This window comes from Polaromonas sp. (genome assembly GCF_036676035.1).
Taxonomy (GTDB): domain Bacteria; phylum Pseudomonadota; class Gammaproteobacteria; order Burkholderiales; family Burkholderiaceae_C; genus Polaromonas.
On record NZ_JAKFDR010000010.1, the window covers coordinates 105,288 to 123,709 of the forward strand.

Annotated in this window: 18 protein-coding genes; 5 read left to right on the forward strand and 13 right to left on the reverse strand. The window is 61.7% G+C overall.

All coding sequences use genetic code 11. The features are described from left to right. Positions 1-302: 302 nt before the first annotated feature. Positions 303-758, forward strand: coding sequence for a universal stress protein (locus tag V6M61_RS02415; protein WP_332774962.1), 456 nt, complete (start codon positions 303-305; stop codon positions 756-758). A 594-nt stretch (positions 759-1,352) separates the two neighbouring features. On the opposite strand, the gene V6M61_RS02420 is transcribed toward V6M61_RS02415, so the two are convergent. Both V6M61_RS02420 and V6M61_RS02425 read right to left on the reverse strand, forming a co-directional pair. After that, positions 1,353-1,784 (reverse strand): Hsp20/alpha crystallin family protein, encoded by a 432-nt coding sequence (locus V6M61_RS02420; RefSeq protein WP_332774963.1) that lies wholly within the window; start codon positions 1,782-1,784, stop codon positions 1,353-1,355. Positions 1,785-1,837: 53 nt separating this feature from the next. Then, the gene (locus tag V6M61_RS02425; protein ID WP_332774964.1) at positions 1,838-2,317 is read right to left on the reverse strand and encodes a BON domain-containing protein; all 480 of its coding nucleotides are present in this window, start codon (positions 2,315-2,317) and stop codon (positions 1,838-1,840) included. 509 nt (positions 2,318-2,826) lie between these two features. Here V6M61_RS02425 and V6M61_RS02430 point away from each other — a divergent pair. Both V6M61_RS02430 and hemN read left to right on the forward strand, forming a co-directional pair. After that, positions 2,827-3,468 carry a hemerythrin domain-containing protein gene (locus V6M61_RS02430; RefSeq protein ID WP_332774965.1) on the forward strand — a complete coding sequence of 214 codons (642 nt, stop codon included), beginning with the start codon at positions 2,827-2,829 and terminating at the stop codon, positions 3,466-3,468. 78 nt (positions 3,469-3,546) lie between these two features. Then, complete coding sequence (hemN, locus tag V6M61_RS02435; protein ID WP_332774966.1) at positions 3,547-4,929, forward strand: oxygen-independent coproporphyrinogen III oxidase; 1,383 nt, start codon at positions 3,547-3,549, stop codon at positions 4,927-4,929. A gap of 46 nt (positions 4,930-4,975) precedes the next feature. On the opposite strand, the gene V6M61_RS02440 is transcribed toward hemN, so the two are convergent. The 8 genes from V6M61_RS02440 to mltG all read right to left on the reverse strand — a co-directional run bounded on the left by V6M61_RS02440 (position 4,976) and on the right by mltG (position 12,095). Next, entirely contained in the window at positions 4,976-6,334 is a 1,359-nt protein-coding gene (locus V6M61_RS02440; protein WP_332774967.1) for an MBL fold metallo-hydrolase, read from the reverse strand. A gap of 474 nt (positions 6,335-6,808) precedes the next feature. Next, the gene (locus V6M61_RS02445; RefSeq protein WP_332774968.1) at positions 6,809-7,201 is read right to left on the reverse strand and encodes a DUF1801 domain-containing protein; all 393 of its coding nucleotides are present in this window, start codon (positions 7,199-7,201) and stop codon (positions 6,809-6,811) included. Between the two features lie 114 nt (positions 7,202-7,315). Beyond that, positions 7,316-7,987 (reverse strand): ankyrin repeat domain-containing protein, encoded by a 672-nt coding sequence (locus V6M61_RS02450; RefSeq protein WP_332774969.1) that lies wholly within the window; start codon positions 7,985-7,987, stop codon positions 7,316-7,318. Beyond that, positions 7,984-8,793 (reverse strand): TatD family hydrolase, encoded by an 810-nt coding sequence (locus tag V6M61_RS02455; protein WP_332774970.1) that lies wholly within the window; start codon positions 8,791-8,793, stop codon positions 7,984-7,986. The genes V6M61_RS02450 and V6M61_RS02455 overlap by 4 nt, the downstream gene beginning before the upstream one ends. A 108-nt stretch (positions 8,794-8,901) precedes the next feature. Then, entirely contained in the window at positions 8,902-9,291 is a 390-nt protein-coding gene (locus V6M61_RS02460; RefSeq protein WP_332774971.1) for a PilZ domain-containing protein, read from the reverse strand. Between the two features lie 49 nt (positions 9,292-9,340). Next, complete coding sequence (locus V6M61_RS02465) at positions 9,341-10,432, reverse strand: DNA polymerase III subunit delta' (protein ID WP_332774972.1); 1,092 nt, start codon at positions 10,430-10,432, stop codon at positions 9,341-9,343. Further along, the gene (gene tmk, locus V6M61_RS02470; RefSeq protein ID WP_332774973.1) at positions 10,429-11,097 is read right to left on the reverse strand and encodes a dTMP kinase; all 669 of its coding nucleotides are present in this window, start codon (positions 11,095-11,097) and stop codon (positions 10,429-10,431) included. The genes V6M61_RS02465 and tmk overlap by 4 nt, the downstream gene beginning before the upstream one ends. 5 nt (positions 11,098-11,102) lie before the next feature. Then, on the reverse strand, positions 11,103-12,095 hold the full coding sequence (gene mltG, locus V6M61_RS02475) for an endolytic transglycosylase MltG (RefSeq protein ID WP_442957716.1): 993 nt from the start codon (positions 12,093-12,095) through the stop codon (positions 11,103-11,105). 119 nt (positions 12,096-12,214) lie between these two features. Between mltG and ygfZ the strand changes: the two genes are divergently transcribed. Next, the gene (gene ygfZ / locus V6M61_RS02480; RefSeq protein WP_332774975.1) at positions 12,215-13,174 is read left to right on the forward strand and encodes a CAF17-like 4Fe-4S cluster assembly/insertion protein YgfZ; all 960 of its coding nucleotides are present in this window, start codon (positions 12,215-12,217) and stop codon (positions 13,172-13,174) included. Between the two features lie 14 nt (positions 13,175-13,188). Next, complete coding sequence (locus tag V6M61_RS02485; RefSeq protein ID WP_332774976.1) at positions 13,189-14,094, forward strand: NRDE family protein; 906 nt, start codon at positions 13,189-13,191, stop codon at positions 14,092-14,094. On the opposite strand, the gene V6M61_RS02490 is transcribed toward V6M61_RS02485, so the two are convergent. The 3 genes from V6M61_RS02490 to V6M61_RS02500 form a co-directional block, all read right to left on the reverse strand. Beyond that, positions 14,091-16,346 carry an O-antigen ligase family protein gene (locus V6M61_RS02490; RefSeq protein WP_332774977.1) on the reverse strand — a complete coding sequence of 752 codons (2,256 nt, stop codon included), beginning with the start codon at positions 16,344-16,346 and terminating at the stop codon, positions 14,091-14,093. The genes V6M61_RS02485 and V6M61_RS02490 overlap by 4 nt on opposite strands. A gap of 84 nt (positions 16,347-16,430) precedes the next feature. After that, entirely contained in the window at positions 16,431-17,288 is an 858-nt protein-coding gene (locus V6M61_RS02495) for a YbgC/FadM family acyl-CoA thioesterase (RefSeq protein ID WP_332774978.1), read from the reverse strand. Positions 17,289-17,293: 5 nt separating this feature from the next. Then, entirely contained in the window at positions 17,294-18,253 is a 960-nt protein-coding gene (locus tag V6M61_RS02500; RefSeq protein ID WP_332774979.1) for an alpha/beta hydrolase, read from the reverse strand. Between the last annotated feature and the right edge of the window lie 169 nt (positions 18,254-18,422).

Sequence of the window (18,422 nt, forward strand, 5' to 3'; positions counted from 1 at the left end):
TCATGTGGTTGCGAACGGATATTCCTCACCTACAGCATAAGAGCATAAGCGTCTGCCGGTCCATGCCATTGATGCAGATCAACGGGCAAGCCGCACAGCTTTTGCGCCGACCTGTCTTGCGAAGCGGGCAAAAGCATAGATGGGAGCGCATACGCTGGTGCGAGGGGATATGGCTGCATGACTTCCTGACGTGGGGTTGAGATATCTCAAGTGCACGCATTCATCCGGGATACAGAATTTAACCGTCCGCCCGGGTGGCCGGCGGCGGGCACTCTCCTGGACCGGCCTTGAAGGAACCCACCATGTACCACAGAATTCTCGTTCCTCTCGATGGCAGCGTTACGGCCGAACGTGGCTTGCGTGAAGCCATCGGCCTTGCCGCCGAGCAAAGGGCACAGTTATCCCTGCTGCATGTAGCGGACAATTTTCCGATGCTTGTGGAGATGTCGTCAGTGACCAGCTACCAGGAGATGCTGAATGACCTTCGCCGGTACGGAGAAGACGTGCTCACCAAGGCCAAGCGAGCCGCAGCCGATGCCGGTGTGCAGGCGGACACCTTGCTGCGCGAGGTGACGCAGGGGCGTATTGCCGATGTCATCATCGACGAAGCCAAAAAGGCCGGGTGCGGCCTGATCGTAATGGGCACCCATGGCCGCCGCGGCTTCAGCCGCCTGACCTTGGGCAGCGAGGCCGAACGGGTGGTGCGCAGCAGCACGATGCCCGTGCTGCTGGTGCGGCTGGACGAGGCGAACTCCTGAACCGGGCCGCGCCGCATGCCGGCGTTTGGTCGGGTTCGGGCGTACAGGGGTGGCATTCGCCGGCTGCGTTAATGTGGATCAAGCCGCCGTTCTCACTTGATGGGCAAAGTGGATCATATGGGTAAACGGCGATTTCTTCTGTTGCTTTTCCGCACGGCACTTAGTGGCTGCTCATCGCTGCTGCCACGGGGTCAGTAGCGACACGTCCTCGCCGTTCACGAGCTTCGAGCAAGCCCAGGCGGCGGCAGAGAAAATCGTCGCCCTCCAAACCCGTAGGTCCGACCTCAAGGCTTTTGGCTTTGACCGGCGGGCCGCCAACAATGTGGCCCTGATTCCCTACCCCGATATCGTGGCGCGGCTCGCGCCGCATCCCGGTGTTCCGCTCACGGAACTGTATCCTGGGGTGCGACATGCATTCTTGCGCAATCCGCCTACCGTTACCTGCTTTATTCCGAACGCTAGGATGGGTTCCGGGAGGGAAACATGTGGGCGCAACGCAACCGCAGCAATCGCGCGGCTCGCCAAAAGTACAACAGCCCATCGCTCACTGCGGATGGGCTGCTGCTGTCGACAGGGGCGATCAGTGGAAAACGACTATCGCACCGTCAGTTTCTTGGAAGCAGCGGTAGCCTTTTTCGGCAGCTCCAGCGTCAGCACGCCCTCGGCGTATGTTGCCTGGGCCTTGGCATCGTCCACGTCCTGGGGCAGGCTGAAGGTGCGCGACACGCTGCCATAGTAGCGCTCGCTGCGCAGCACTTTGTCATCGCTTCCCTTGGTTTCCTTTTCCTGCTTGACCTCGGCGTCGATCTGCACGAAGTTGCCGTCGATGCGCACGTTGATGTCTTCTTTTTTGACACCAGGCAGGTCGACTTTGGCCACGTAGCTGCCATTTTTTTCAGAGATGTCCAGGCGCATTTGGAGGGCCTGGGGATTGAGCTCGAACTGAACCGGAGCGAAGAATCGGCGCAGGGCTGATTCGAAGGTGTCGCTGAAGCCGGGTTCGAGTACACGCAGATGAGTTGTCATGATGGTCTCCTGGGTTGGTTGAAGAAACGACGGGAAAATGTGTCCGGTTACGGCTAGGTGCCGACCTCGAGCTTGTCCACCACGCGCGAAACCCCCTGTGCCGCGAAGGCGATGCCAATGGCTGCCTTATGCTCCGCCAGCGAGTGCACCTTGCCCCTGCTCGTGACGACGCCACCAGTGACCTCGATGTCGATGTGCTTGGCTTCGCGCGCTGCCTGTCGCGTGAGCGCCGCGGTGATCTCGGCGCCGATATCCTTGGAGCTGGCACGGGGCTTGATGGTGATGCGGTTGGTCAGACCGCGTACGCCAACGAGCGGGCGGATGCTCTGCTCGGCGCTGGCAAGCTGGTAGCCCCAGTCGACCTCGCCGGTCAGGGTTACCCAGCCGTCTTCGATCTCGACTTTTACCCGCTCGTCAGGAACGAGTGAGCTCCAACGCAAGGCAGAGGCTGCGGCTTGCGCGATTTCGGAATCGCTGCGTTTGTGCTCGGCAGCGAGTTTGACATCCAGCTCAATGTCGGAGTCCGTCTTCATATTTTGGTTCTCCTTGAATTGAAGTAACACGCGCCGCGAGATGCGATGCAGATTCAACTCTATGCAGTTGACCCGGGCATGTCTTTGATATTTCGCAAGTAAAGGTGCTGCGCACGCCTTGCCTGCGGCTTGATCTGGCTTGACGGAAGGGGGACGGCCGAGCTGCAAAATGCCTATGAAAGAAATCATTCCATAGAGGTTATATATGCCTCGACACTCCACTCGGCTCCACGGCAACGCCTTTGAAAGCAGCGATATCAGCTTGTACGTAGAGTGCCGGATCGGGGGGGCACGGGAGCATGTCCAGCGTGAGAGCCGAACCAACAAAAGGAGTCAACTCCTACGTTGTCTTGCCAGTTCGCGCCTAGGTGTTCGGCATCAGGCGTCCAAGGCCAGCCTCGCAATCGCGGCCGTTCTTGATCTATGTCATTCAAGGCCGGGGGGTGATGGATCATGATACAAGCATCGTAGTCCCGATCGACTGTGTTGATGCCTTGAGGGAATCTGCCATGCTGCACCTCGCGTCCAACATCATTTGCGCCGAACATCGCGCCCTGTCGGCCATGCTTCGCTCGATTGTTTTGCTGCTATCCGAGCACCGTCGCCGCAGTACTCTGCCCGACTTCAGTGTACTGCGCGCCATGCTGTTTTATGTCGACGAGTTTCCAGAGCGCCTCCATCACCCCAAGGAAAGCGCGTTGCTGTTTCCGAAACTTCGCGCGCGCAGCGCCGAAGCAGCCGAGGTGCTGGACCGCCTGGACCATGAGCATGCGTGCGGTGAACGATCCATCCGTGACCTCGAACATGATTTGCTCGGCTTCGAGATGATGGGCGAGACTTCGCAGGGAGAAGAACGGCGCCGGCGCTTCGAAACATCCATGCAGAAGTATGTCGACTTCTATCTTGAGCACATGCGTATTGAGGAAACACAGGTGTTGCCGCTGGCCGAACGTGTTCTTACCGAGGCGGACTGGGCGGAACTCGACGCGGCCTTCCAGCAAAACCGTGATCCGCTCGTCGGTCACGAACCCGATGGGGAATACCGGCCTCTCTTCAAGAAGATCCGGAAGCTGGCGGTGCCGATCGGGTTGGGGGCCGCGCTGGAGGTCATGGCCGTGACGGGGCACCACGCGCCGCGCAAGACGCAGTGACTCTTGCCTGAGGGTTGGCCGGGATTCTTCTGATCCAGATCAAACCGGCGGGCCACAGGACGCTGCACACTCTGTTTCATGATTACTGTTTCGCCCGACCTGCTGCGCCGATTCGACATTCCCGGTCCTCGGTACACCTCCTACCCGACGGCCGACCGCTTCGTCGAAGCGTTCACGGCAGCCGACTACGAGCAGGCGTTGGCCCAGCGTCGGACTGGACCGGCAGCTCTGGCGCTGCCGCTATCGCTGTATGTGCACATCCCGTTTTGCGAATCGCTGTGCTACTACTGCGCCTGCAACAAGATCATCACAAAGCAGCACAGCCGGGCGGCGGCTTACCTGCGCTACCTCCAGCGCGAGGTGGACCTGCACGTGGCCCAACTCGGCCCTGGCCAGACGGTCTCGCAGTTGCATCTGGGCGGTGGCACCCCTACCTTTCTGTCCGACGATGAGCTCAAGGAACTGATGACCATGCTGCAGCGTAGCTTCGAGCTGGCACCAGGCAGCGAATGCTCGATCGAAATTGATCCGCGCATGGTAGACGGCGTGCGCCTGGCCGCGCTGGCCGAACTGGGCTTCAACCGGATCAGCCTCGGGGTGCAGGACTTTGATCCCGAGGTGCAGAAAGCCGTGCACCGCATCCAGCCGGCCGACCGGGTATTCAGGCTGATGGAGCAGGCGAGGGCGATCGGCTTTGACTCGGTCAACGTGGACCTGATCTACGGCCTGCCGCGGCAGACGCCGGAATCGTTCGCGCGCACGCTGGCCCAGGTGCAACAGCTGCGGCCCGACCGCATTGCGCTGTACGCCTATGCGCATCTGCCGGAGCGTTTCAAGCCGCAGCGGCGCATCGTGTCGGCAGAGTTGCCCGGCGCTGCGGTCAAGGTGGTCATGCTGTCGCAGTCGCTCTCGGCGTTCCTGAGCGCCGGCTATACCTACGTCGGCATGGACCACTTCGCGCTGCCCAACGACGCACTGGCCGTGGCCAAGCGCCAGGGGCGGCTGCATCGTAATTTCCAGGGCTACAACACTCAGCCCGACTACGACCTGATTGGCCTGGGCATCTCGGCCATCGGCTGCATTGGCGCCACTTACAGCCAGAACGCCAAGACGATGGGGGAATATTGCGATCATCTGGACCAAGGGCGATTGCCCGTGGCGCGTGGGCTGGCGCTGAGCCGGGACGACCTGGCCCGCCAGGCCGTGATCATGGCGCTGATGTGCCAGGGCCAGGTATTGTTTGAATCGATCGAGTTGGCCTGGCTGCTGGACTTCCGACGCTACTTCGCCACCGAGCTCGAGCAGTTGCGCAAACTGGCCGAAGCGGGCCTGGTGCTGCTGGACGAAGCTGGCATCCAGGTCACGGCCAGCGGCTGGTTCTTCGTGCGCGCCGTGGCCATGGTGTTTGACCGCTACCTGCAGGCCGACCGCGACCGCGCGAAGTTCTCACGCATTATTTGAAGCAGGCGACCAGCCATGTCTACCACGCTCGCTGACGTGACGCCCGTCAGGTAAGGGTGACCGACTCCAGATAGCCGGGCATGTGGCAGCTCCAGTGCAGTTCTCGCTCGATGCGTTGGCGCATGGCGTCGGCGGCCGCGGGCTCTCCATGGGTGATGAAGGTCTGCTTCGGCGGGAACTTGAAGCCACTCAGCCAGCTAATGATCTCAGCCGCGTCGGCATGGGCCGACAGGTGGTTGAGCATGGCCACTTCGGCCCGCACGGGGATGTCTTCACCATGGATGCGCACCGTGGGTGCGCCGCTGGCGATCGTGGCACCGCGTGTGCCGCCGGCCTGGAAGCCGGCGAACAGGATGGTGTTTCGCTTGTCCGGTGCAAAGGCCTTGAGGTGATGCACCACACGGCCGCCAGTAGCCATGCCACTGGCGGCAATGATGACCATCGGGCCGCGCCGGGCATTGAGCAGGCGCGATTCCTCCGGCGTTTCCACAACGTGTGCCGTAAGCGCCATCGCTTCGCATTGCGCCGCCGTTAGCCGCAGTTCGGCCCTATGCTTCAGGTATACCTGCATGGCGCTGGCCGCCATCGGACTGTTCAGGTAGACAGGCAGGTTGTGGATCACGCCCCGCGCCTTGAGCAGGTGGATGCAATACAGCAGGCTCTGGGCCCGTCCCACGGCAAAAGCCGGGATCACCAGCACGCCGCCGCGCGCGGCCGTGCGGTTGATCACGTTAGCCAACTCCAGCAGCACGTCGCTGCTCTGATGCAGCCGGTCACCGTAAGTCGATTCGACTACCAGGTAGTCGGCGCCGTCCACCACGGAGGGTGCCGTCAGTACCATGTCGTTCGGTCGCCCGATGTCGCCTGAGAACAAAATCGAGCGTGAGCCGTTGTCCAGCCGCACGAACGACGATCCCGGCATGTGGCCCGACGGTGCGAGGCTGGCATGCAGGCCCGGCGCTGGTTGCCAGTTCTTGTCGTAGACCACGGAATGGAACAGACTGAGGCAGCGCTCGGCATCGTGGCGCGTGTACAGCGGCAGCGCCGGCGTGTGTTTTGATATTTTGTGGCGGTTAGCGAACTCGGCTTCTTCCTCCAGCAGGTGGCCGCAATCGGGCAGCAAGATACGGCACAGGTCCAGCGTGGCGGGCGTGCAGTAGACCTTGCCGTGAAAGCCTTGACGCACCAGCAACGGCAGGTAGCCGCTGTGGTCGATGTGGGCATGGGTCAGGATCACGGCATCGATGGCGGCCGGATTCACTGGCAGCGGCGTCCAGTTACGCAAACGCAACAGCTTGTAGCCCTGGAACAAGCCACAATCAACCAATACCTTGGTCTTGTCGTGCTGGACGAGGTACTTGGAGCCGGTTACCGTGTCGGTGGCACCAAGAAACTGAAGTTGCATTTGGTTCCTGTTACATGTCAGATACTTGAGCAGTCAGTTTCTGGCAGATGGCCTTCGGCAAGGTTGATCTTGATCAAGTGTCATGCATTGAGGAGAAAGCGCCTCCCGGGTAGCTGCCGGCTTTATCAGCCTGACGATGGCGGTGAGATGAACCTGCGCTTCACAGTTTGAGAAGACAAAGTAACTGCTGTCTGCCGGACGACATAACGATCAGTGCATCGCCGGCGAATTTATTATTTAACATAATATATATCGTGGAATATGCAACACTAGAACCCAAAGCGGCGCTGACGGACTTCAGAACTGTTGAAGGCGCTTGCAGGCGTCTCTAAACTGAAAATGTGCAGCAACGTGAGCTTCGAGGATTGAAGTTACGCTGCGCTACCATCCTCTCCGCCAGGTGGAACGAAAAGCAGCCGCGGCGGATATCGCGCCGGCTAGGATCGGCGCCAACTCATGAGGCGCCGGATTCGACTATCGGGCCGATGATCTGTTCAGGGCTGCAGCGGCGCGTATGAGCGTCTTGAAGGCATCCTCATCTATTTCATCACCCTCATGGATATCGATAGCGCGCCTGGCGTTGCCTTCAAGGCTGGAGTTGAACAGTCCTGAAGGGTCCTTGAGCGAAGCGCCCTTGGCGAAAGTCAGCTTCACGGCGCTCTTGTATGTCTCGCCGGTGCAGATCAGTCCATCGTGAGACCAAACCGGAACGCTCCACTTCCACTCCTCAACCACCTCAGGGTCGGCCTGTTTGATGAGAGCGCGGACATGGGAGAGCATCTTGTCCCTCCAGTCGTCCAGTTCCTTGACCCTCGCATCGATCAGCCTAGAAGGGGATTCTCCCTTGGTCGTTACGCTCTTTTTCATATTGTTTACACCTCATTCGACTGTTTTTCTATCTTGCGAAGGTACTCAAATAGGGGTCATGGCTAACCAGAACTACCGAGTTTGGAATGCCAAAGAGCGCCAGATTCCCAAAGATCACCACTGGCCCGCAGGACGTGCGCGGCGCACAAATCTGGCGATGACCTCCGCGGACTCGATGCGGCTGGCGCGGTGGGCGAAGTCGATGGCTGTGAGGCCTAGCTGGTTTTTCAGCAGCGGATCGGCACCTTCTTCGAGCAGCAGTCTGACCGACTCGGCGCTGCCGTAAAGGGCCGCCATCATCAGCGGCGTGCTGCCGTTGGGTGATTCGGCGTCGATGTAGGCATGGTTTTCGAGCAGCAAGCTGATCATGGCCAGATGGCCATGGGTGGCGGCGTAGTGCAATGGGCTCCAGCCGGTTTTGTTGACGTCGGCGCCGCGTTTCAGCAACTGCCGGGCCACTTCCAGCTGGTTGCTGAGCGCTGCAATCATCAGCGCGCTTTCACCCTGGGCGTTGAGATGGTTGAGGTCGGTTTTGGGCCAGTCGATCAGCGCCTGGGCGGCTTTGAGGGATGGCTCCTGCAAGGCCAGGTAGAGGCCGTGCTGGCTGTTCGGGTCCAGGGTGTTGGCGTCGAAACCGCGCGCCAGCAACTGCTGGATGGTTTGCGGGTCATCGCGTTTGATGGCGATGAAAAAATCCTCGTACGAGCCCGCGAAAGAAACATTAAATCCAATTAAAACAATTAGATATATTGATTTTTTAAAGTAATTTATAAAGATACTATTCATGCCAGAACCCCCGTAAACAGCTGCTCGAAGTTACGGCTGGTGGCCTCGGCAATGGCTTGAACCGGCAGCTTTTTCAGCTCGGCGATTTGCTGGGCTACGTAGGGCACATAAGACGGGTTGTTGGTTTTGCCGCGGTAAGGCATGGGGGCCAGGTAGGGGCTGTCGGTCTCGATCAGGGTGCGGTCCAGCGGTACAAATTGGGCAACTTCCCGCAAATCGGCGGCATTTTTGAAGGTCAAAATACCTGAAAACGAGATGTAAAACCCCAAGTCCAGGGCGGCCCGGGCCACCGCCTGGGTTTCGGTAAAGCAGTGAAACACACCGCCGGCGCGCCCTGCCAGGCCAGCGCCCTCGCCTTCTTCCTTCAGGATGGCCAGGGTGTCGTCGGAGGCGCTGCGGGTGTGGATGATCAGGGGTTTGCCGCTCTGGCGGGCGGCGCGGATATGCACTCGAAAGCGCTCGCGCTGCCACTCCATGTCGGCCACGGTGCGGCCGCCCTTGCGTTCGCCCATCTGGTAGTAGTCGAGTCCGGTTTCGCCGATACCCACCACTTTGGGCAAGGCGGCGCGGCGCAGCAGGTCGTCCAGGCTGGGCTCGGTCACATCTTCGTTGTCGGGATGCACGCCGACGGTGGCCCAGAAGTTGTCGTAGGTGGTGGCCAGCGCGTGCACGGTTTCAAACTCTTCCAGCGTGGTGCAGATGCACAGCGCCCGGTCCACCTGCGCCTCGCGCATGGCCTGCCGGATTTGCGGCAGCTGCGCCTGAAGTTCGGGAAAGCTCAAATGGCAGTGGGAGTCGGTGAACATGGAAATGAAACGGCTTGTTTATGAAATGAGCTTGTAGCCGACGCAGAATATGCGCAGCAAGCTATTAAAAATATAGCAAAAACGAAAGGCGGCCGTGCGCCCCCGGTTTTAGATGGTTTGCGTGGGGCGCTCGGAGGCCAGGTGGGCCCCCAGGATTTCTTCGATCTTGAGCTTGAGCAAACGCGATTTTTCGTCGGACGGAAAACGGACGCCCACGCCCTGCGTGCGGTTGCCAGCGGCCCGGGCCGGGGTCACCCAGGCCACCTTGCCGGCCACCGGATAGCGCTGGTTGTCATCGGGCAGCGTGAGCAGCACATACACGTCGTCGCCCAGCCGGTGTTCGCGTGCCGATGGAATGAACATGCCGCCGTCGGTAAACAGCGGGATGTAGGCGGCGTACAGCGCAGCTTTTTCCTTGATCGCCAGCTGGATGACGCTGGGCCGTGCGCTGGCTGCGCCGGCAGAACCGGGCGGATTCGGATGGGACGTAGTGCTCATGGCGCTAGTTTATCGGTTGCCTGTAGCACTGTCAGCAAGGGGGCCGGGCTTATTTTGCATTGAGGGCCAGGCGAGCCCGGCTGACCAGCGATTCCAGCATCAAACCAGGGTTGTAGGGATGCTCCACGGTGCGGGCGGTCGTGGCGAGTTCCTTCGACCAGGCGGCCAGCGCATACAGGCCGGAACCCGCAGAGGCCGGGCTGCCCGGCTTCCCGCTGGCGGGTGCCGGCAGGTCCTTGGCGCTGAAAAACCGCGGCTGCGCGCCCAGCCGGGTCGCCAGCACGTCGTGACAGAGCTTTTGCAGTGCATCGACGGCTTGCGCAGGCGCCCAGTCAGCCAGCGCACTGACATCACCGCGGGCCATGGCCTTGGGCAGGGCCTGCCAGTGCTGGGCGGCCTCGGCCGCAGGACTGCTTTGCGCCCAGGTCAAGGCGTCGGATGGGCGGCCACCGGCGGCCACCAGCAGAGCGTGCAGGTCACTGGGCTGGACCGGTCTGGCGGCTTTTTTCGCCCCGCCCTCACCTTCGTGGCTGCGTTCCATCTCGTTTTGCAGCCAGTCCAGGCTTTGCGCGAAGTCGGGCCAGCTCATGGTGTGGCCCAGGCAGCGGCTGCGGATCGTGGGCAGCAGGTGGTGGGCAGCTTCGCTGGCCAGCACGAACTTCACGTCGCCCGGTGGCTCCTCCAGCGTTTTGAGCAACGCGTTGGCGGTGACGTTGTTCATGCGCTCGGCCGGGTACACCAGCACGGCCTTGCCTCGGCCCCGGGCGCTGGTGCGCTGGGAAAATTCGACTGCATCGCGCATGGCTTCGACGCGAATTTCCTTGCTGGCCTTGCGTTTCTTGTCGTCGATGTCGGCTTGCGCCTTTTCATCGAGCGGCCAGCCGAGGGCTATCATCACGGTCTCGGGCATCAGCACGCACAGGTCGGCATGGGCGTGCACTTCGATCGCATGGCAGCTGCCGCACTGGCCGCAAGCGCCCTGCTCGGTCGGCTGGTCGCACAGCCAGGCCCGCGCCAATTCGAGCGCCAACGCATACTGGCCCAGGCCCGAGGGGCCTTGCAGCAGCCAGGCATGGCCGCGCTGGGCCAACAAGGCATCACGCTGCCGTGCAATCCAGGGCGCTGGAACGGGGGCACTCATTTCGGTCCTCCATTGGCTGCCACCATGATGGCCAGCCAGCCGCGCCGCACAAACGCGCTGATGACCTGCTGCCAGACCTTGTGGCGGTCCTGGGCGGCGTTGATGCGGGCAAAGCGTTGCGGCGCTTCGGCCGCGCGTTTTTCATAGCCGTCGGCCACCCGGCGAAAGAACTCCACGGGCTGGGCTTCAAACTTGTCGGGCACGCGGGCGCCTGCAAGCCGCTCGGCCGCCACCTCGGGCGGCAGGTCGAACCAGACGGTCAGGTCGGGCTGGCGCAGGGTGCCCTGCGGTAGCGCCTGGGCCCATTGCTCGAGCGTTGCCAGCACCTTCAGGTCGAAGCCGCGGCCGCCACCCTGGTAGGCAAAGGTCGCATCGGTAAAACGGTCGCACAGCACCACCTCGCCGCGCGCCAGCGCAGGCTCTATCACCTGCTGCAAATGGTCGCGCCGGGCGGCAAAGATCAGCAGCGCTTCGGTCAGCGGGTCCATCGGGTCGTTCAACACCAGGGTGCGCAGCTTCTCGGCCAGCGGCGTGCCACCGGGCTCGCGCGTGAGCGTCACCACCCGGCCCTGCGCCTTGAAGGCGTCGGCCAGCGCCGTGATGTGCGTGGACTTGCCTGCGCCGTCTATACCCTCAAAGCTGATGAAGAGGCCTATGGTACCCATGCGTTTTACTGGCCTCGTATGTATTTGTTGACCGCACGGTTGTGCTCGTCCAGGTTGGCGCTGAAATGGCTGCTGCCGTCGCCGCGCGCCACAAAGTACAGCGCCTTGGTCCGCGCGGGCTGCACCGCCGCCAGCAGGGCCGCCTTGCCGGGCATGGCGATCGGCGTGGGCGGCAGGCCGGCCCGGGTGTAGGTGTTGTAGGGCGTATCTAGCTGCAGGTCTTGTTTGCGCAGATTGCCGTCAAACTGCGCGCCCAGTCCGTAAATCACGCTCGGGTCGGTCTGCAGCAGCATGCCCAGGCGCAGGCGATTGGTGAACACCCCGCCGATCTGGGCACGGTCGGACGGCTTGCCGGTTTCTTTCTCGACAATGCTGGCCAGAACCAGGGCCTGCTCGGGCGTCTGCAGCGGCGTGTCGGCGTTGCGTTGCGCCCAGGCGGCGTCCAGCCGCCTGTCCATGGCGCGGGCCGCGCGCTTGAACACCGACAGATCGCTGCTGCCCTTGGCATAGGTATAGGTATCGGGGAAGAAGCGGCCTTCGGGGTGAACACCGGGTTTGCCGAGTTTTGCCATGATGGCTTCAGGGCCTAGTCCCTGGGTGTCGGGCGTCAACTGCTCGGCCTTTTGCAGCGCACCGCGCACCTGGGCAAAGGTCCAGCCCTCCACCAGGGTGACGCTTTTGAGCGCCTCCTCGCCGCGCACCAGCATGCTCAGCAGCTTGCGCGGGGTGGTGCCCGGCACGATTTCGTAGCTGCCGGCCTTGATTTGCCGGGCCTGGCCCGACAGGCGAAACCAGGCATGCAGCAGACCCGCGGGCATTTGCACGCCGCTGGCCACCACCGCGTCGGCCACGCCCCTGGCCGGTGTGCCGGGCTCAATTTCGAGGTCCAGCACCTGGCTGTTCGCCGGGAGCTGCAAAGGCAGGGGCTTATGCAGCCACCACAAGGCGCTGCCAAATACCAGCAGCGCGCCTGCAAACAACAGCACCAGCAAACTCATCAAAAAACGATGCACAACCCTGCTACCTTCCAGATAACTCAAACTCCAGACCTGTTCCAGAGTTCAGGTCTATGATAATTCAGGCCGTACACCCCCTCCTCCAACCCCGAATCTGCCCCGTGACCACTTCTCCCCCTCCGTCCCCCGTGTCCGGCGTTGCCGAGTTGACTCACCTCGGTGTGATACGCGCCGCCGGTGAAGACGCCGCCAAATTCTTGCAGAGCCAGCTGACGCAGGATGTGGCGCTGCTGGGCCTGTCTGAAGCGCGTCTGGCGGCTTTTTGTAATCCCAAAGGCCGCATGCAGGCCAGTTTTGTGGTGTTCAAACGCAGCCACGACGAGATTTTGCTGGTCTGCAGCCGCGACATTTTGCCCGCCACGCTCAAGCGCCTGTCCATGTTTGTTCTGCGCAGCAAGGCCAAGCTGAGCGACGCCACCCCTGATTTTGCACTGTATGGCCTGGCTGGAGATGCTATTGATTCAATAGCTTCTAGCGACCAACCAGCCTGGGCAAAAACTGATTTTGATGATGTAAATCTGGTGTTTTTATACCCGGGCTCCGGCCAGCCGCGCGCGCTGTGGTGCGCACCTGCCGCCACGCCCGCACCCGCAGGCCCCCGCCTGGCGCCTGGGCTGTGGCAATGGCTCAATGTGCAGTCCGGCATTGCCATGATCACCCAGCCGGTTTTTGAGGCCTTCGTGCCGCAAATGCTCAATTACGAGTCGGTGGGCGGCGTGAACTTCAAAAAAGGCTGCTACCCCGGCCAGGAAGTGGTGGCGCGCAGCCAGTTTCGCGGCACGCTCAAGCGCCGAGCCTACCTGGTGCATGCCGACGCCGAACTGGCCGTCGGCCAGGAGGTGTTTCATGCCTCGGACGCCGAACAGCCCTGCGGCCTGGTGGCCGCCTGCGCGCCACACCCCGCAGGCGGGTTTGATGCAATCGTGTCCATGCAAACGGCCGCTGCCGCCGATGCCGCCGATGCCGCTGATACAGGTCGAGGACGCCTGACGGCAGGCAGTGCCAGCGGCCCGGCCTTGACGCTGCTGCCGCTGCCCTATCCTTTGCTGGAAGACATTTAAAAAGAAGGTCCCCGGTGTGCCTCGTTGCCTTCGCCATCAACGCATCCCGGCGCTGGCCGCTGGTGATTGCGGCCAACCGTGATGAGTTCCTGAACCGCCCCACCCTGCCCCTGGCGCGCTGGCAGACAGCGGCGGGGCAAGACATCATTTCGGGGCGCGACCTGCGCGCCGGTGGCACCTGGCTGGGCATCACACCCGGCGGGCGGATGGCCCTGCTGACCAATGTGCGCGAGGCCCAGCCCCAGGTGGCTGAAAAATCCCGCGGCGAGCTGGTCATGCGCTGGCTTGAAGGCGACATGGATGCGGCGCAGTTCATGGCGCAAACCAACAGCATGGCTTACGGCGGGTGCAATCTGGTGCTTGGTGACTTTCAGCGTGAAAACTGGGTCTGGCTGACCAATAAAGCCAATGTAACGACGGCCTCTGACGACCGGGCTGCCAGCGCCGTGAGTTCCTCCGGCTGGCGTTCGCGCACGCTGGAGCCCGGTATTTACGGGCTCTCCAATGCAGCGCTGGATACGCCTTGGCCCAAAACCCGCGCACTCAAGGAAGCCCTGAAGACGGCAGTGGCAGCGCCTGACCTGCTGTCTTTGGAGGCCCCACTCTGGCCCGCCTTGGCCAACCGCCAGCGTGCCAGCGATGCCGACTTGCCGAACACCGGCGTGCCACTGGCGCTGGAGCAGGCACTGTCCAGTGCATTTGTTGACTACCCCGAGTACGGCTATGGCACCCGCTGCAGCACCGTGCTGGTGGCCAGTGCGTCAGCAGTTTTGCAGGGCGGCATGCGGTGGGATGTTTCCATGCAGGAAAAGACGCATCCGCGCCCGGATGGGGATGAACCCATGACCGGGCATTTGGCGGAATTGCTCGAGCACGCCTGCACCGTCCAGTGGCAGCGGCTGGGTAGCACTACTGTTTAATAAAGACGGGGCAGATAAGCGGGAGGGATCTGCTTGCGGACGGCTTCCCTGACAGGCTCTGGCGCGGCAGCAAGCGCGGCCTGGTATGCCGCCAGGGCCTTGGCATCGTCTTTTTTCTGGGTCGCGTAAATATGGCCCAGTTGCAGCAAACCGTCGATTCGCTGCGTCGGCCAGTCTTGATTGCGCAGCTCCAGTGCCTGGATCGCCAGATCGTAGTCGACATTGCGCATGCCCAGCAGCCAGGCCGCATTAAGCAGATCGTAGTTGTAGGTGCCTTCTTGCAGGTATTGCTTTGCAAGCTTTGTTGCTTCAGGCTCGTTGCCGATCCGGCCAAGAAGAATCACTTCGAGCGCACGCACGCCGACGGCTTTAGGCTGGATTTTTTTGCAGCGCTCAAGGTATTCAAGCGCTTTTTCATAGTTTCCCGTTTGCGCGTAGCCACGAGCCATATTGGCCATGATGGCGACCACATGGGGGCGTGAGGACACAACCGACTCCCAGATCCACAAGGCATTTTTCCAGTCTCCCCAGCGCGCCAGTTCATCGGCCACCATGGGGGTGATTTTCCGGTAATGCGGATTGATGGCCGTACCCTCCCGGATGAGCTGAAGCATGTCCTGTTTGGCCCTGTTCCATTTCGGGTTGTGAGCATCCCCGGAACGGGAAACCATGAGTGCACGTTTCACAGCCTGGACGATTTTGTACTCGCTGGCAGCGGCTTGCTGGCTGATGTAGGCAGCCAATGCCAGGCTTGCGGCCATGGAGATCACCCCCACCCGCGAAAACGCAGGCGTCCAGCGCAAGCGCACCGCGTGCCCCCATTGCTGCACCCCGAGCCGTGCATCAGACGCCGCAAGAATACCCAGGCACAGGGCAAAGATGGCCCCGGTTGGAGCCAGCCGCCAGGGAAAACCGGCGTTGCTGACCAGCAGAAAAGACAGCAGGCTGGCCAGTGCCACAGCGCGTAGAACGCTTTCGCCCATGTCATCAGCTTTGTGGTGACGCCATGTGCGCCAGGCAGACAGTGACAGGTACCCCAGCAGCCCAAGCAAAACCACCCAGCCAACCAGTCCGTATTCGGCCAACAACTGAAGAATTTCATTGTGCGCGTAGTAGTCGGTCTCAAGCTGCGCGCCCGCATGCTGATAAAGCGGTGCCTCGACCTCCCAGGCTCCAGCGCCTACACCACTGAACGGGCGGGCCAGAATCATCCGGCCCGTGGCTTGCCACATGAGCAAACGAACCGACAGAGAGCCGCTCACAAACTCCTTGCGGTCGGTCACCACCGAGGCCGTGCGATAAATGCCGCGTTCCAGCGCGTTTTGGCCGCGGTCCTCACCGGCAATACTGGGGTTCCCCGTCTTTATCAATCCCAAGCCAAGCACGGTGGCCAGCAGTACGCCAACGGCAAGCAGGCGTTGAACAGCGCTCCAATTGAAAAAGGCAAACTGTTTGCGGTACAGAAAAGCGATCAACGGGATGACCACAAACAGCAACAGCCACATGGCTGCCAGCGCAGACCGGGTACCCGTCATCAATACGGCGACGGCGATGAAAGCGGTCAGAAATGTCCGCGAGACGATCTGCCATGACTGTCGTGTCTGTGCCAACAAATAGATTGAAAAGGGAAGCGCGCAAACCACAAACTCGGCAAAGAAATTGCGGTTCACAAAGGTGGAAGCCGGCTGAGCCCCCTGCGGGAAGAGCTTGAAATCAACCCAAAACTGCAAGGCCGTCCATAAGGACGCCATAACGGCGCCCCAGTGAATCCCCCAGAACAAAAGCGGCAAACGTTCACGCGACAGCGTATTGAGCCCCAGCCAGAGAATCAGGCTGAAGACAAACCAGCGTATGGCCTCCACGCCCGCCAGGTAGGTGTGCGACCAGACCATGCTGCCCAGGGCATAGGCCATCAGGGCCAGCGGCAGCCACATCACGGCATGCCAGCGCAGTTCGCGCTGCTGTTTGCGCAGCTGCCAGAAGAACAACAGGCCGGCGCCCAGCGCCGCAAATGAAACCACGATGGACTTGAGCGTGTCCTGCAGCATCTCCTCGTAAGGTACTCCGATGGCGGGCGCCAAAAACATCATGAGCGCGAAAATGGCCACCGTCCAGTCGCCTCGCACGACTTCTGCGGGCAAGGACGTCGATGATGCAGGGGCAACCGTATTCACAGTTGTTGGCCCTGAACCGCGAGCTAGGGTGGCGGCGAATTCAGCTCTGGCGGGTGCGCTTCGTTTTTTCCGGGCCATGGTGTCAAGAGGTCTTTATGGGGCAAGCGCACTGTGCGCAGTTTTGTGTCGCGCCATTGTCGCCGGATACAACAAGGCGAAAACTCAGAGGCTGCAGAACATTTCGATGTGCGCAATGCCCGCCTCTTCGAAAGGCTCGCCCCGGGTCTGGAAGCCCAGGCGTGCGTAAAACCCCTGCGCGCTGCGTTGCGCATACAGTAACGCCTCCCGGTCGCCCCGTGTGCGGGCCGCAGCCATCAGTGTGCGCAGCACCTCAACGCCCAGATGCGAGCCGCGCAGCACCTGCTTGACCGCCACGCGACCGATCTTGCTGGCGCCGGGCGCATGGCTTGTCAGGCGGCCGGTAGCAATGGCCTGCCCCAGGCGGTTGTAGGCCACGGCATGGATTGCCGTCTGGTCGGCCTCATCTTGCTCCATATCCAGCGGTATGCGCTGCTCATGCACAAACACCTCGGTGCGCACCTTTGCCGCGTCCAGGCCCAGTTCGGCCCAGTGGCCCGTCTTGATGCTGAGCACCGGCTCACCCGCTTCATAAGCGGCCAGCAGGCTGCGCAAGGCCTCGGGCACCGGCCGGGCGCTTTGCGTTGCCGGGTCGGCAAACACATAAATCAACTCGCAGCTGACCAGCAACTGCTCGCCCCTGAAAATCGCACCCGAAAAGAACATGGACGAATTGCCAACGCGCGTGCATTTCAGCGCCACCTCGATCTGGTCGTCGAAATGCGCTGACGCGTGGTACTCGACGCTGGCTTTTTTCAGGTACACCTCCCCGCCCAGCTGGTGCATGGCTTCTTCATAAGGCAGCGCCAGCACGCGCCAGTAATCCGAGATGGCCGTGTCAACGTACATCAGGTAATGCGCATTGAACACGATTTTCTGCATGTCCACTTCGGCCCAGCGCACGCGCAGGCGGTGAAAAAACCGGAAGTCTTGTCGTTTCATATTGCTTAAGTCACAGTGAAAGCCTGCTGCAAGGCGTGGGCTGCATCCGCGTGGGCCTGGCGGGCTTGCACAATCGCCCGCCCCATCTTGATGAATTCGTGGGTCACGCCGCGGTAGATCTCCAGATCCACCGGCACACCCGCCAGCCGCAGCTTGTCGGCGTACATCACGCCCTCATCCACCAGCGGATCGCACTCCGCCAGCCCGACCCAGGCGGGGGCCACACCGTCGACATCGGGGGCGTTGAGCGGTGAAAACCGCCAGTCGTCCCGGTCGGCCAGGCTGCGGATGTATTGGTTGAAGAACCAGGTGATATGCGGCTCTTCCAGAACGAAACCATGCGCAAAGGTCTGGTGCGAGGGCGTGTCCTGGTGCGCTGCGCAGCCCGGGTAAATGAGCAGCTGCAATGCCAGCTTGATGCCCGCATCCCGCGCCAGCACGGCGCACATGGCCGCCAGGGTGCCGCCCGCACTGTCGCCTCCGACCGCGATGCGCAAGGTATCAACACCCTTGCTGGCGCCATGCCCAGCGACCCACTGCAGGGCGTCCCAGGCATCGTGGGCAGCGACCGGGAATTTGTGCTCCGGCGCCAGGCGGTAATCGACCGAGATCACCGCGCAGCCCGCCAGATGGCTGAGCTGACGGCACAGCACGTCATGCGTGGCAATGCTGCCAATGGTGAAACCACCGCCGTGAAAGTACACCAACACCGGCAGTGGGTCACTGGACGGTGCATACAGCCGCGCTGCAAGGGCATGGCCATCGCGGGCAGGCAGTGTGAAGTCTTCAACCCGCGCCAACTGAGGTGCCGGTATTTCCAGCACCCCAGCACCTGCGTCGTAGGCCACGCGTGCCTGCTCGGGCGTGAGCGTATGCAAGGGCGGGTGGCCAGAGCGGGCCATGCGGCGCAGCACGTCCCGCATGGCGGGCGTCAGCAGGGCTTGCGGATCATCGGGATGCCGCATTATTTGAAAAACACCGACACGGATTGCGCACCGGCTATCGCCAATGTGACCATCATCAGGGTTTGCTTGCAACGCATTCTTGCCTCCAGCCATTAAAGTTAAGGGTGTGCAACAGCCACGCATCGTACAACGCGACATGGCCACCCCAAGATAACAGGAGAGACAGCAA

What these genes read in the sequence shown, in the direction of transcription:
- V6M61_RS02420 (WP_332774963.1), bottom strand. Translation starts at nt 1,784, where the DNA reads ATGACAACTCATCTGCGTGTACTCGAACCCGGCTTCAGCGACACCTTC.
- V6M61_RS02440 (WP_332774967.1), bottom strand. Translation starts at nt 6,334, where the DNA reads ATGCAACTTCAGTTTCTTGGTGCCACCGACACGGTAACCGGCTCCAAG.
- V6M61_RS02430 (WP_332774965.1), top strand. Translation starts at nt 2,827, where the DNA reads ATGCTGCACCTCGCGTCCAACATCATTTGCGCCGAACATCGCGCCCTG.
- V6M61_RS02455 (WP_332774970.1), bottom strand. Translation starts at nt 8,793, where the DNA reads ATGTTCACCGACTCCCACTGCCATTTGAGCTTTCCCGAACTTCAGGCG.
- V6M61_RS02465 (WP_332774972.1), bottom strand. Translation starts at nt 10,432, where the DNA reads ATGAGTGCCCCCGTTCCAGCGCCCTGGATTGCACGGCAGCGTGATGCC.
- V6M61_RS02450 (WP_332774969.1), bottom strand. Translation starts at nt 7,987, where the DNA reads ATGAATAGTATCTTTATAAATTACTTTAAAAAATCAATATATCTAATT.
- V6M61_RS02495 (WP_332774978.1), bottom strand. Translation starts at nt 17,288, where the DNA reads ATGAAACGACAAGACTTCCGGTTTTTTCACCGCCTGCGCGTGCGCTGG.
- V6M61_RS02415 (WP_332774962.1), top strand. Translation starts at nt 303, where the DNA reads ATGTACCACAGAATTCTCGTTCCTCTCGATGGCAGCGTTACGGCCGAA.
- V6M61_RS02500 (WP_332774979.1), bottom strand. Translation starts at nt 18,253, where the DNA reads ATGCGGCATCCCGATGATCCGCAAGCCCTGCTGACGCCCGCCATGCGG.
- V6M61_RS02445 (WP_332774968.1), bottom strand. Translation starts at nt 7,201, where the DNA reads ATGAAAAAGAGCGTAACGACCAAGGGAGAATCCCCTTCTAGGCTGATC.
- V6M61_RS02490 (WP_332774977.1), bottom strand. Translation starts at nt 16,346, where the DNA reads ATGGCCCGGAAAAAACGAAGCGCACCCGCCAGAGCTGAATTCGCCGCC.
- V6M61_RS02460 (WP_332774971.1), bottom strand. Translation starts at nt 9,291, where the DNA reads ATGAGCACTACGTCCCATCCGAATCCGCCCGGTTCTGCCGGCGCAGCC.
- hemN (WP_332774966.1), top strand. Translation starts at nt 3,547, where the DNA reads ATGATTACTGTTTCGCCCGACCTGCTGCGCCGATTCGACATTCCCGGT.
- mltG (WP_442957716.1), bottom strand. Translation starts at nt 12,095, where the DNA reads ATGAGTTTGCTGGTGCTGTTGTTTGCAGGCGCGCTGCTGGTATTTGGC.
- V6M61_RS02425 (WP_332774964.1), bottom strand. Translation starts at nt 2,317, where the DNA reads ATGAAGACGGACTCCGACATTGAGCTGGATGTCAAACTCGCTGCCGAG.
- tmk (WP_332774973.1), bottom strand. Translation starts at nt 11,097, where the DNA reads ATGGGTACCATAGGCCTCTTCATCAGCTTTGAGGGTATAGACGGCGCA.